The organism is Mesorhizobium sp. M0243 (genome assembly GCF_040321775.1).
Taxonomy (GTDB): domain Bacteria; phylum Pseudomonadota; class Alphaproteobacteria; order Rhizobiales; family Rhizobiaceae; genus Mesorhizobium.
In genome coordinates, this window is record NZ_JAMYSF010000036.1 from 43,536 (window position 1) to 56,401 (window position 12,866).

At 63.7% G+C, this 12,866-nt stretch carries 12 protein-coding genes; 6 read left to right on the forward strand and 6 right to left on the reverse strand.

What is annotated here, in order from left to right; all coding sequences use genetic code 11:
* Positions 1-40 precede the first annotated feature (40 nt).
* The 3 genes from NKJ11_RS30300 (at position 41) to NKJ11_RS30310 (ending at position 4,730) form a co-directional block, all read left to right on the forward strand.
* Positions 41-1,213 (forward strand): efflux RND transporter periplasmic adaptor subunit, encoded by a 1,173-nt coding sequence (locus NKJ11_RS30300; protein ID WP_031213157.1) that lies wholly within the window; start codon positions 41-43, stop codon positions 1,211-1,213.
* Between the two features lie 86 nt (positions 1,214-1,299).
* Positions 1,300-4,479 (forward strand): efflux RND transporter permease subunit, encoded by a 3,180-nt coding sequence (locus NKJ11_RS30305; RefSeq protein ID WP_352794906.1) that lies wholly within the window; start codon positions 1,300-1,302, stop codon positions 4,477-4,479.
* 92 nt (positions 4,480-4,571) lie between these two features.
* The gene (locus tag NKJ11_RS30310) at positions 4,572-4,730 is read left to right on the forward strand and encodes a DUF3309 family protein (protein WP_023810914.1); all 159 of its coding nucleotides are present in this window, start codon (positions 4,572-4,574) and stop codon (positions 4,728-4,730) included.
* A gap of 63 nt (positions 4,731-4,793) precedes the next feature.
* On the opposite strand, the gene NKJ11_RS30315 is transcribed toward NKJ11_RS30310, so the two are convergent.
* On the reverse strand, positions 4,794-5,753 hold the full coding sequence (locus tag NKJ11_RS30315; protein WP_352611417.1) for an SDR family oxidoreductase: 960 nt from the start codon (positions 5,751-5,753) through the stop codon (positions 4,794-4,796).
* 76 nt (positions 5,754-5,829) lie between these two features.
* Positions 5,830-6,039 carry a DUF680 domain-containing protein gene (locus NKJ11_RS30320; protein WP_352611418.1) on the reverse strand — a complete coding sequence of 70 codons (210 nt, stop codon included), beginning with the start codon at positions 6,037-6,039 and terminating at the stop codon, positions 5,830-5,832.
* A gap of 114 nt (positions 6,040-6,153) precedes the next feature.
* Here NKJ11_RS30320 and NKJ11_RS30325 point away from each other — a divergent pair, with 114 nt between their 5' ends.
* The gene (locus NKJ11_RS30325) at positions 6,154-7,062 is read left to right on the forward strand and encodes a LysR family transcriptional regulator (RefSeq protein ID WP_352794907.1); all 909 of its coding nucleotides are present in this window, start codon (positions 6,154-6,156) and stop codon (positions 7,060-7,062) included.
* Here the strand turns inward: NKJ11_RS30325 and NKJ11_RS30330 are convergent.
* The 3 genes from NKJ11_RS30330 to NKJ11_RS30340 form a co-directional block, all read right to left on the reverse strand.
* On the reverse strand, positions 7,026-8,201 hold the full coding sequence (locus NKJ11_RS30330) for an MFS transporter (RefSeq protein WP_352611420.1): 1,176 nt from the start codon (positions 8,199-8,201) through the stop codon (positions 7,026-7,028). The two genes, NKJ11_RS30325 and NKJ11_RS30330, sit on opposite strands and share 37 nt — an antisense overlap.
* Positions 8,202-8,323: 122 nt before the next feature.
* Entirely contained in the window at positions 8,324-8,632 is a 309-nt protein-coding gene (locus tag NKJ11_RS30335) for a DUF1244 domain-containing protein (protein WP_128305536.1), read from the reverse strand.
* Between the two features lie 11 nt (positions 8,633-8,643).
* Positions 8,644-9,441 carry an N-formylglutamate amidohydrolase gene (locus NKJ11_RS30340; RefSeq protein ID WP_352440938.1) on the reverse strand — a complete coding sequence of 266 codons (798 nt, stop codon included), beginning with the start codon at positions 9,439-9,441 and terminating at the stop codon, positions 8,644-8,646.
* Between the two features lie 245 nt (positions 9,442-9,686).
* Between NKJ11_RS30340 and NKJ11_RS30345 the strand changes: the two genes are divergently transcribed.
* Together NKJ11_RS30345 and pyk are read left to right on the forward strand one after the other, a co-directional pair.
* Positions 9,687-10,175, forward strand: a complete 489-nt coding sequence (locus tag NKJ11_RS30345) for a DUF1036 domain-containing protein (RefSeq protein ID WP_352794908.1) — start codon at positions 9,687-9,689, stop codon at positions 10,173-10,175.
* Positions 10,172-11,608 (forward strand): pyruvate kinase, encoded by a 1,437-nt coding sequence (gene pyk / locus NKJ11_RS30350; RefSeq protein WP_023810921.1) that lies wholly within the window; start codon positions 10,172-10,174, stop codon positions 11,606-11,608. Before NKJ11_RS30345 ends, pyk begins: the two co-directional genes overlap by 4 nt.
* A 44-nt stretch (positions 11,609-11,652) precedes the next feature.
* Here pyk and NKJ11_RS30355 read toward each other — a convergent pair whose 3' ends face one another.
* Positions 11,653-12,717, reverse strand: coding sequence for an alpha/beta fold hydrolase (locus tag NKJ11_RS30355; protein WP_352440937.1), 1,065 nt, complete (start codon positions 12,715-12,717; stop codon positions 11,653-11,655).
* Positions 12,718-12,866: the final 149 nt, after the last annotated feature.

Consider the following 12,866-nt stretch of genomic DNA (forward strand, 5'->3'; position numbering starts at 1 on the left):
TATGAGGACGCTGGCCGAACCCGCAGTGGAAAAAACGACGATGAGAATCAGGTTTCACAAGCTTGCAGCCGTTGTTGTGCTCATTGGTTTCGCGGCGTGGATGGCGACAGGCGAGTTTTCGTCGGTCGGCAGCGTAGCCGCCAACAAAGCCAAAGCAGCCGAAGCCGAACAGGCCAAGGCGCCGGACGCGAGCAAGCCGAAGACGGCGGAAGCCGAGCCGAAGGCACCGCTGCGCACGGTCGCGGTGGTGACACCGCCTCGCAAGACCTATGCACGCGCCATCCGCATTTCCGGGCTGACCGAAGCCGACAAGCGGGCGGTGCTGGCGACGCGCGTCGCCGGTGTCATCGACAAGCTACCTGTCAAGCAAGGCGATCACGTCAAGACGGGGGATCTGGTGCTGATGCTTGCGGCGGAAGAAAAGATCTCGATGGTCGACAACGCCAAGCAGTTGGTGGTGCAGCGCCAGGCCGAGCTGGACGCAGCCTTGCGGCTGATGAAGACCGGCAATCTGCCGAAGCTGCAGCTCGACACCGCGCGCTCGAACCTGACCTCGGCGCAGTCGCTGCTGGAAACGGCACAGGCCGAACTCGACCGCAACGAGGTGAAGGCGCCTTTCGACGGCGTTATCGACCGGGTGCCGGTGGAACTTGGCAGTTCCGTCATGCAAGGCGGCGAGGTGGCAACCATCCTCAAGCTCGATCCGGTGATTGCCCGTGGCGAAGTCAGCGAGCGCGATCTCGGCTATCTCAAGCTCGGCGACAAGGCCACCATACGGCTGGTCAGCGGCCAGACGGTCGAAGGCACCGTGCGCTACATCAGCCGCGACGCCTCGTCGGCGACCCGCACCTTCCGCGTCGAGGTTGCCGTCCCCAATGCCGACGGCTCCGTGCCGGCCGGCATGACGGCGGAAATCGCGCTCAACGCACAGCCGACCGACGCGGTGCTGCTGCCGCGCTCGGTTGTGACGCTCGGCGACAAGGGCGACCTCGGCATCCGTGCCGTCGGCAAGGACAACAAGGTGGCGTTCTTCCCGATCGACCTCGTTGACGACACGCCGACCGGCCTCGTCCTCGGCGGCATACCGGCCGACGCCCGCATCATCGTCGCCGGCCAGGAACTGGTGAAGGAAGGCGATCTGGTCAATCCGGTCGAGGCCGACCAGGCGATCATCAAGAAGCTGCTCGGCGAGGCGACGACCGGCACCCAGTAGCGTAGCACAAGTCGCGACGGACTAGCCCTGGGCGGGGACAATCGGCTGCGACGCAGCTCGTGGAAATTCAAGAACAGGCGTTAGCCATGGATATCGTCAGACTCGCAATCAACAATGCCCGCCTGACCATTTCGGTCCTCGTCTTCCTTCTGCTGGCGGGCTGGGTCGCCTATCAGGCGACGCCAAAGGAAGCGGAGCCCGACGTTCCGATTCCGATGATGTATGTCAGCCTGATCTATCAGGGCATTTCGCCCGAGGATTCGGAGCGGCTTCTGCTGCGGCCGATGGAAAGCAAGCTGAAAAGCCTGAAGGGCCTCAAGGAGATGCGTTCGGCCGCCTTCCAGGGCGGCGGCTACGTGCTGGTCGAATTCCAGCCGCAGACCAATCTGGCCACCGCGCTGCAGGACACGCGCAGCAAGGTGCAGGACGCCAAGGCCGACCTGCCGCAGGCGGCGGAAGAACCCGTCGTTACCGAAGTCAACATTTCCGAATTTCCCGTGCTCGTCGTCACGCTCTCGGGAAATCTGCCCGAACGCGTGCTGACCGCCGCCGCGCGCGAACTACGCGACCGTATCGAGGAGGTTCCCGGTGTTCTCGAAGGCTCGCTGCAGGGTGCGCGCGACGATCTCGTCGAGGTCGTCATCGATCCGATGAAGCTGTCTTCCTATGGATTGCAGCTCGATCAGTTGATCGGTGCGGTCGGCAACTCCAACAGCCTGGTCGCCGCCGGCAACATCGAAGGCTCGGAGGGCAAATACGCCGTCAAGGTGCCGTCGCTGATCGAAACGCCGGAGGACGTCGCCGCACTGCCGGTGGTCGCCGGCCCCAATGCCGTGGTGCAGGCCAAGGACATCGCGACGATCCGCTCGACCTTCAAGGATGCCGAAACGGTGACCCGCCTCAACGGCAAGCCGGCCATCGCCATCGAAGTCAAGAAGCGCATCGGCTCCAACCTGATCGACACCATCGCCAAGGTGCGGACGGTGTCCGACGAGTTCGTCAAGTCGATGCCCGAGGGCATGAACGTCACCTACACGCAGGACAAGTCGGTCTTCGTCAACCAGCTGCTCGGCGATCTGCAGAACCATGTGATGATCGCCGTCATCCTGGTGTTCATCGTCATCCTCTACGCGCTGTCCGGCCGCGCCTCGCTGCTCATCGGGCTTGCGATTCCGTCGTCCTTCCTGATCGGCATCCTGCTGCTGGCGATGATGGGCTACACGATCAACATGATCGTGCTGTTCAGCCTGATCCTGGCCGTCGGCATGCTGGTCGACGACGCCATCATCGTCACCGAGTTCGCCGAACGGCGGATGAGCGAAGGCATGCCGAAGGAGGAAGCCTTCGCGCTCGCAGCCAAGCGCATGGCCGGTCCGGTCATCGCCGCGACGATGACGCGCATCGCCGCCTTCTCACCGCTGCTGTTCTGGCCGGGCATCATCGGCGACTTCATGAAGTACATGCCGATCACGCTGATCGTCACGCTATCGGCCTCGATGCTCTATGCGCTTGTCTTCGCGCCGACGCTGGGTGCGATCTTCGCCAAGGCGCCGCCGCATCATGAGGATGACAATCGCGACGGCTGGTACATGGCGATCGTCAAGCAGGCGGTGCGCTTCCCCATCACCGTGCTGGTGCTGACCGTCGCGCTCTTGTTCGGCGTCGGCTTTGCCTATTCGAAATACGGCGCCGGCGTCGAGTTCTTCCCGAATGTCGAACCGGATTACGGCCTGCTCTACGTGCATGCGCGCGGCAATCTTTCGCTGGCCGAAATGGATACCGCGACCAAGATCGCGGAAGACAGGCTGCTCGGCTGGCCGGGCGTGAAGTCGGTCTACACCCGCGTCGGCAAGACGCAAGGCGGCGGCCAGGATATCCCCGAAGACGTCGTCGGCGTCATCCAGTACGAATTCATCGACTGGCGCGAGCGCAAGGCGGCGAACCACATCCTGAACGATCTGCGCGGCGTCATGGCCGGCATTCCCGGCGTCGATGTCGAGGTGCGCGTGCCGGAAGCCGGTCCGCCGACCGGCAAGCCGATCCAGATCAGGCTTTCGGCCGTCGACCCCAAGGGGCTCGACGACAAGGCCCGTGAGGTTGCGGCGCGCATCGGCAAGGTGCCCGGCGTCATTGATATTTCCGACGGCCTGCCGCCGCCCGGTGTCGACTGGGCGCTCGAGGTCGACCGTGCCAAGGCGGCGCAGTACGGCATCAGCCCAACCTCGGTCGGGACGGTGGTGCAACTGGTGACCAACGGGCTGAAGCTCTCGGAATACCGGCCTGCCGGAGCCGACGACGCGGTCGACATAAGGCTGCGGCTGCCCGAAGACCGGCGCACGCTGTCGACGCTCGACGAACTCAGGGTGCAGACCTCACAAGGCTCGGTGCCGATCTCGAACTTCGTCGTGCGCAAGCCCGAGCCGACGGTCGGCATCCTCAACCGCATCGACGGCGCGCGTACGGTGGTCGTCCAGGCCAACGTCGCCGCCGGCGCTCAGGTCGCGGCTGTGCAGGAGCAGGTCACCAAAGCCGTCTCCGACATGGATCTCGGCAGCGGCATCCGCTGGAAGCTGGCCGGCTCGAACGAGGACAGCGCCGAAGCCAGCGCCTTTCTTAGCAAGGCCTTCGGGGCGGCGATCTTCCTGATCTTCCTGGTGCTCTTGGCGCAGTTCAACAAGTTCACCAGCGTCTGGCTGGTGCTGTCCTGCGTGGTCATGGCGACGATCGGCGTGTTCCTCGGCCTGCTGATAACAGGCGAGACGTTCGGCATCGTCATGTCGGGCATCGGCGTCATCGCTCTGGCCGGCGTGGTGGTGAACAACAACATCGTGCTGATCGACACCTATGACCGGCTGCGTGAAGAAGGCTGGGACAAGGTCGAGGCGGTGCTGCAGACTTGCCGCGAGCGCGCCCGTCCGGTGGTGCTGACGGCTGTTTCGGCCATTCTCGGCGTGCTGCCGATCGCCTTCGGCCTCGGGTTGGAAATCTTCCATCACGAGACGACGATCAACGCGCCGTCGACGCAATGGTGGATTTCGCTGTCCTCGGCGATCGTCTTCGGCCTGTCCTTCGCCACCGTGCTGACGCTGGTGGTGACGCCGTCGATGCTGATCGTGTTCACCCGCGCCAAGGTCAAGCCGGGCGCACGGCGCGGTTGGTTCAGCCGGCTGTTCCGGCGTGGCAAGGGCGAGATTTCCTCGACCGATGCGCAGGGGCAGGATACCGGAGCCGAGCCGGATATCGCCTTTCCGAAAGCCGCCGAATAGACCAATGCCGATTTGACCGCAAAAGGCCGCCCGGAACAACCGGGCGGCCTTTTGCATTGTTCTTGGGCGAAACGTCGAATTGCGGGGTTCTCATGCCGATCACCACCATCGTCATCATCGTCCTGGTCCTTATCCTCATCGGCGCGGTGCCGGCCTGGCCACATTCGCGCTCCTGGGGCTATGGGCCCTCGGGTATTGTCGGCGTGGTGCTGGTGGTGCTTATGGTGCTGCTGTTGATGGGACGGCTCTGAGGCGCCCTCTCAGTCCGCGGAGATTGTCAATGTGCGGAGGAGCATCGCCCGCCATCGCGGACGTCAGGCAGCTTTCGCAACGCCGGTCACGGTGGCAATGCCGATATCCCCGAGAGCTTCAGTGACGGCCTGATCCAGCGGCGTGTGCGGGATCGCGCCGATGATGCCTTCCAGCCTTGCCGACGCCAGTTGGTGCGGTTCGAAGCGCAGATAGGACATCGACACGATCTCACGCCACATCGCCACGAACGGGCTACCGGCGCGCAGCACCCACCAGGCCATCGAGGTCATCTTGAGCGGACGCCCAAGCGCCTTCTCCGCGGCTGCCTTGATCTCCAGGTCGGTGACGGGATGGCCGGGGAAGTTGAAGGCTTCATAAGCGCCGAGCTTGTCCAGGTTCTGCGCCAGTCCGACGAAAGCCCTGGCCAGATCCGGTAGGTAGGCCCATTCATGTACGAGGTCGACCGGGCCGGGCGCCGTATAGATACCCTTGTTGATCTTGGCAGCGACGACCAAGTCGAACCACGAGCCGCTGCCGGTGCCGCCGAAGAAGTCGCCGGCCCGCAAAATGATGGTGCGGACGCGGCGTGCTTCGGCCTCGCGGTGAAACAGGTCCTCCATGGCGACGCGGATGCGCCCCTTGTCGGTCGTCGGGCGGAACGGCGTGTCTTCCGTGATCACCTCCGGCATCGGCGATCCGTAATTGTATACGGTCCCGGGAAAGAGATGCAGTGCGTTGTTGGCATGGCAAGCGGCCATGACATTCTCGGCGATCGGCAGGCACTTGACCCATTCGGTGTAGATCGGGTTGAGGCCGTTGAAGATGATGTCGACACCTTCCGTGGCGCGGATCAGCGCTTCCCGGTCGAGCGCGTCACCGGCAACGGCCGTAGCGCCTTCAAGTTCAGTTGGCAGTTTGCCGTTGCGGGTGACGGCGCGGACCTCGTAGCCCGCGTCGATGAAGGCCTTGGCGACCACGCGGCCGAGCCGGCCATTGGCACCGAGAATTGCGATACTGGTCATTGGAAGCACTCCTGGGTTGGGATTTGCGTGGCCGGTCTGGACGCGCGATCGGGATCAGCGACAAGCGCGATCGAGATCAGCGGCTGCCGAAGAGGTCGCGGTTGCTGCCTTGCGTGACCGGCTGCCGGACGGCCGCATCCGGGTTGTGGATCGAAGCGGTGGTCGTGTTGTCGGTGCTGGTGACAGCCGGCTGGCTGGCGTCGTTCGACCCAAACTTGTCGCTGCCGGCAAAAGCGGCGCTGACGGAAATGAGGATGGCGGCGGTGGTGAGAGCGATCTTGGTCATCTGAGTTCTCCTGGTTGGTGTTTGCAGTCCGTGTTGGTGTCTGCAGCCGGAATATGGTCGCTCCGAACGCGAATGGAAATTGACTACAGATGGCGTTCCGATATTCATAAATGAATGGCTGAAATCGACTGGAACCTGATCAAGAGCTTTGTCGCCGTGGCGGAATCCGGCAGCCTGTCGGCCGCCGCGCGAAAGCTTTCGGCCAGCCAGCCGACGCTTGGCCGTCACATCGGCGAGTTGGAACGGGCACTCGGCGTCACACTGTTCCGTCGAGGACGGCACGGCTACGAACTGACGGAGGCCGGCAGCACGCTGTTCGAACGCGGCAAGGCGGTCAGTGAGCAGGCAAACGCCTTCTCATTGCTGGCGCTGGGTTCGGTAGAGGCCATCGAAGGCACGGTGCGCATCGCCGCCAGCGAGGTGGTGGCGGCCTATGTCCTGCCTGAAATGACGATGCGGCTGGGGATCGAGGAGCCCGGCATCGAGGTCGAGATCGTCGCCTCCAACCAGGTCGAGAACCTGCTGCGTCGAGATGCCGACATCGCCATCCGCATGGTCAAGCCGGCGCAGAACGAGCTGATGGCACGCAAGGTCTGCGATATCGAGCTCTGCGCCTGCGCCGCCAAATCCTATCTCGACAGGCGCGGCCCTCCGCTGAAGCCCGCCGACCTTGTCGACCACGACCTGGTCGGCTTCGACCGCGGCGACGAGATCATCAGGGGCTTTACCCAGCATGGTATCCCCGTCACCCGGAGCAGCTTCCGCTTCAGGGCCGACAACCAGATCGTTTTGTGGGAAGCGGTGCGGGCGGGAAACGGCATCGGCCTCGGTCAGGAGCCGCTGGCCGACAGGGATCCTTTGATAGAGAAGGTGCTGCCTGACCTGCCGCTGCCAGTTCTGCCGGTGTGGCTGGCGATGCATCGCGATGTGCGTACCAGCGTGCGCATCCGCCGGGTGGTGGATTTTCTGCATGAGGAGCTGAAACGCTATTCGGCGGGTGCTGGCGCGAATTCGGCGCGGTGAGCGAGCCCGGCCATCAGCAACACGATGATCAGCAGTCCCGACATGGTGATGAAGATCGGGCCGAAGCTGGAATGCTCGGCAACGAAGCCGATCGCCGACGGCGCCACCAGTATGCCGCAGTATCCGATAGTGGTGACCACGCTCATGCCGGTGCCAGAAGACATGCCTTCCTGGTTGCCGCCAGCCGAAAAGATGATCGGCACCATATTGGCGATGCCGAAGCCGCAAAAGGCAAAGGCTGCAATGGCGAGCCAGGGCGAGGGCGCCAGGCCAGCCACCAGCATGCCGACCGCGGCTACGAGGGCCGACACGCGCAGCGTCGTCACCGCGCCGAAGCGATTGCGTATGCCGTCGCCGAAGAACCGCGTAACCGCCATGACGCCCGAAAATCCGGCGTAGGCGAGGCCGGCAACGGCGAGATCGGCGCCGAGCTCCTGGCGCAGATACAGGGCTGCCCAGTCGAGCACCGCGCCTTCGGAGATCATCGCCAGCAGCGCCATCAGTCCGATCAGATAAACCAGCGGGTTTGCCGGCAGTGCGAATTTGTGGTGCTCGGCTGCCTGCGGGCTGTCTTCGGTGAGGAGATGGCGAACGGCCACCGCGATCACCGCGAAGGCAAACACCGTTACCGCCGCCGCGTGGGCGAGGTGGCCGTAGTGCTGGATGGCAAAGCCGCCGAGGCCGCCGCCGGCGAAGCCGCCGAGACTCCAGAAGCCGTGCGAGGACGACATGACGGCGCGGGAGAGCCGCCGTTCGACCACCACGGCATTGGCATTCATGGCAACGTCCATGCCACCGATCGAGCCGCCGAAGATGATCATGGCCGCGGCCGCCAGCGGTACGTTGGGCGCCAGCGCCACGACCATCAGACCGAGGCTGCCGCACAGGGCGAACCAGCGCAGTACGGTGCGCGAGCCATGTCTGGAAATCAAATGGCCGCACCAGGTCATCGCGACGACGGCACCGACGCCGAATAAGAGTATCAGCAGACCGAGCGTGAACTTCGAGATCTCCAGCCGGGTCAGGAACACAGGAATCTGCGGCGCCCAACTGCCCGTCAGGAAGCCGTTGGCCAGGAAAATGGCCGCGAGCGCCCATCGTCCGCGAATGGCAGTCAGCTTGGCAGTTGACGCGTTCATGAGGCGAATCCCGCTGAAAATGGCTTCGCGCGGCAAATTAGATCGATTCAATTTTCAGTCAAGGCTCTTTCGGGAAGCATTTTGGGCCAACATAGCCTTAAGCGATCGCGGGGACGACGGCGTCAATGGTCCTGGGGGCGCCTTGCCTCGAATTCGGCCTTCTTGGCGTCGGAGGCCTCGGTCTGGTTCAGCGTCTGCCATTCCCCATAAGGCATGCCGTAGACGATCTCGCGCGACTGATCCTTGGTGAGATCGACGCCCTCGGCATTGGCTGCCTCCCGATACCAGTTCGACAGGCAGTTGCGGCAGAAGCCGGCGAGATTCATCAGGTCGATGTTCTGCACATCGTTGCGCTCGCGCAGATGCTCGACCAGCCGGCGGAAGGCGGCCGCTTCGAAATCGCGTTGCTGCTCGTCGCTGAGTTCGGTCATCGAAACCTCCGTCATAGCGGCCCGGTGCGCGAGCCGAACATCTTCACCACATGTATATCGGGACGGCGATCGATCGCGTCAACGATCGGCGCCAACCGTTCGGCCCAGGCGAGCGCGCCCTTCTGGTCCGATATCAGATCCTGTCGGATCTCGATCAGCGCATGGGCGAAGCCGTTGACGATGGCGTGCTTGTACATGGTGTCGCCGCGCAACGCGCCGTCATAGGGTTCGTTGTCGCCGACGACGAGGTTCTTGTCCTGCGCCAGCATGTCTATCAACGGCCGCGCCACGCGGTCGTCGAGGTCCCACAGGATGCCGACGTGCCAAGGACGCTGGATTCCTTGCATGGCAGGGGTGAAGGAATGCACCGAAAAGATGAAGGGCGCCTGGGCGGAAGCCTGTGCGACCGAGGCGATCATGGCGCCGACGGCGTCGTGATAGGGTCGGTAGAACCCGTCGAGCCGCCTCTCGCGCTCCTCGGCAGCGATGGGGTAGTTCCCAGGTACGACAGTGCCGTCATAAAGCTGGCGAATGAGCGTTGGGTCGTCTTCGCCGCGGTTGGGATCGATCAGCAGCCGCGAAAAATTGGCAAGCACCGCCGGCACGCCGAGCAGGGCAGCCAGTTCGCGCGTCACCGCCTCGACGCCGATGTCATAGGCGATGTGGCGGTCGAACTCGGCTGAGGGCAGGCCGAGGCTGCCGTAGTCGTCGGGCAGGTCGCGACGGGCATGATCGCCCAACAGCACGATGCCTCGCCTGCGATCGCCCTCGATGATGTCGAAAGGCGCGAAAACTGTGGATCGGGTCATTGGCGGGAAATGGTCTGTTCGCTGGCTTCCGGGGAGGGTGCTATCGTCATTCCACGAAGACGACGCTTGCGCAATGCCGTTGTTTGGCCAAGGTTTCCCCGGAAATCTGGCACAAGTCGGCGAATTGTGCGCCGGAGCCTTTCTAAATCGATTGGAATTGGACAAAACGGTGCGTTGACATGCGCCCGGACTTTTCCGAAAAGGGGCGCAGAGAGATGCTGATGTGGTTTTTGAGGGGTTTTCGGATGAGTTCCGCCGGCGGGCAGCGCATGCGCTCTGCCTTTGCCATGCCGCTCCTCACTCTTGCCATCGGCCTGTCGGCCATGGTCGTGGCTTCGCCGGCGCGCGCCGATTTCCGCGTCTGCAACGCCACGCAGAACCTGGTCGGTGTCGGCATCGGCTATCGCGCCAAGGCCGGCTGGATCACCGAAGGCTGGTGGCACATCGAGGGATCGAGTTGCAAGACGCTGATCGAAGGGCCGCTGTCATCAAGGTTTTACTATCTTTATGCAGAAGACGCCGAACGCGGTGGACGCTGGGATGGCCCGATCAACATGTGCGTGGCTGAAAAAGAGTTCAAGATCGCAGGCGTGACCGACTGCGTCGCCCGGGGCTTTCAGCGCGCCGGATTCCAGGAATATGACACGGGCGAACAGGCAAGCTGGATGGTCCAGCTGTCCGATGAGTCCACAACGGGAGGCGCTCCAGCCGCCCCGGGAACAAACAGTCAATGAGACGTAGCCGCAAGGTCAAGATCCTAGCCACCATCGGTCCGGCCTCCTCGTCGGAGGAGATGCTGAAGAAACTGTTCGAAGCGGGCGCCGATGTGTTCCGCATCAATATGAGCCATACCGACCATGAACTGATGCGCACGCTGGTCGGACGCATCCGCGCTGTCGAGGAAGCGGTTGGCCGGCCGATCGGCATCCTGGCCGATCTGCAAGGGCCAAAGTTGCGCGTCGGCAAGTTCGCCAACGGCAAGGAAGTGCTGACGCAAGGCCAGACCTTCACCCTCGACGACAATCCAGAGCCTGGCACCTCGACCAGGGTCTATCTGCCGCATCCGGAAATTCTGAGCTCGGTCGAAGCCGGCCATCGCCTGCTGATCGACGATGGCAAGCTCGAGCTGAAGGCGGTGAAGAGCGACGGCAAGTCGATCGTCTGCACCGTCGTCGCCGGCACCACCATTTCCGACAAGAAGGGCGTCAGCCTGCCCGACACCGACCTCCCGGTCGGCGCGCTGACCGAGAAGGATCGCAAGGACCTCGATGCCGTGCTGGCCACGGGCGTCGACTGGGTGGCGCTGTCCTTCGTGCAGCGGCCGGAGGATCTGGCCGAAGCGCGCAAGATCGCACGCGGCCGGGCGCTGATCATGGCCAAGATCGAAAAGCCGCAGGCCGTCGCCCGGCTGGCCGAGATCATCGAATTGTCCGACGCGCTGATGGTCGCCCGCGGCGATCTCGGCGTCGAGATGCCGCTCGAGGCGGTGCCCGGCATCCAGAAGCAGATCACGCGCGCCGCACGCCGCGCCGGCAAGCCGGTGGTGGTTGCAACGCAGATGCTGGAATCGATGATCACGGCACCGGTGCCGACCCGCGCCGAGGTGTCCGATGTTTCGATCGCCGTCTTCGAAGGCGCCGATGCCATCATGCTGTCGGCGGAATCGGCGGCGGGTGCCTATCCCGTCGAGGCCGTGGCAATGATGAACCGTATCGCCACCAAGGTCGAAACCGATCCGACCTATGCCGGCATCATCAACGCCCAGCGCTCCGAGCCGGAGGCGACTGGCGCCGATGCCATTTCGCTGGCCGCGCGCGAGATCGCCGAAACGCTGAAGCTGGCGGCGATCATCACCTACACCGCATCAGGCACCACAGGCCTGCGCGCCGCCCGCGAGCGGCCGCAAGTGCCTGTTATCGCGCTGTCGCCGATCCTCAACACGGCGCGGCGGCTGTCGCTTTTGTGGGGCACGCATTGCGTCGTCTCACCCGACGCCGTCGACCTCGACGACATGGTCAATCGCGCCTGCCGCATCGCCTTCGACGAAGGCTTCGGCAAGCCGGGCGACCGCGTCATCATCACCGCGGGCGTACCGTTGCGGACACCGGGTTCGACCAACATGCTGCGCATCGCCTATATCGGATCGGACACACAAGTCAGCCGCTAGATTCCTAAAGCGTGTCGCCTCTGAACGGATTCAGGTGATCCGCTTTAGGTCGGCGCGAGTTCGGCCTGCGGTACCTTGATATCGGCGCATCTGCCGGCGCCGTAGGCGTCGCCGGCGATGCGCGCCTCCACTGCCGTTGCCATCGCCTGCAGGTCTATACTCTTCCCGGCGACCTTCTCGATGGCGCCGACGGTCAGGTCGGGCGCGATCCAGTCTGGCTTGTGGCCGAGATTGTGCACCCAGACGAGTTCGGCACCGGCAATGTCGCGCGCCAGGCCGACCGAATGGATATGTGCATAGACCACCTTGTCGCGATCGCCTGAAATGACCACGGTTGGCGCCTTGATCTCGTTGTAGCGCGGTGCGGCGCCGAGGGCATAGCGATAGAGCCCGGCGACATCGGTGGCGTTGGCACGAAAGGCTGTTGGTCGCAGCACCAGCGGGATAGAGGCCATTCTGAGATAATTGTCGGGCACCTTGTTGGGCGAGAAAACGCAGGTGGTAGCGTCGGCCATCTGCAGTGTACCGGCCGGATAGGTCAGCGTCTCGGAAAACAGCCAGCCGAGCACCGGCATGGTAGTCAGATCGTAGTACCAGGCGGTTGCGCCGCCCGGCCATGGGTGGGTCGCCGGTGCGAGGAAGACCAGCCCGAGCGTCTTGTCGGGATGCTCCCGGCCAAAGGCCGATGTCACCACGCCGCCGAAGGAATGGCCGACGATGACAGCCTTCTTGATGCCGAGATGGTCCATCAGTCCGGCAATGGTGTCGGCCTGCGCCGACGGGTTCTCGTTGTTGGTGCCGCGACCCGACCAGCCGTGGCCTGGCCGGTCGAAGAACAGCATTTCGGCGCGGCCTTCGAGCAAGGGACGCAGCGGCAGCATCTGGTCCCTGAGATTGGCGCTGGCGCCGTGGATGAAGACGATCGGCGGCAGCTCGGCATTGGCGGGTGCCGGAACATGGACATAGTGGATGCGGGCGCCGTCAATGTCGGCGAACTCGCCGATCGGCGGATTGCGGCGCTCGATCAGCCATGAGCCGACGCGGGTGACGCCGACGAAGCCGAACACAAGCGCCATCAGGAAGGCAAGGGCGGCGTAGATCAGGTTCATGGGGGAGATACGGAGGTGGAGGGAGATGAGTTGTAGGGGAGTAGGGGAGTAGGGTGTTTGGACCGGAGACATCGCGAACAGGTGTGCGAGGACATCGCGAACAGTTTTGTCACTTATCGTCTGCAGAGGTTGAGGTCGACTGTTTCTAT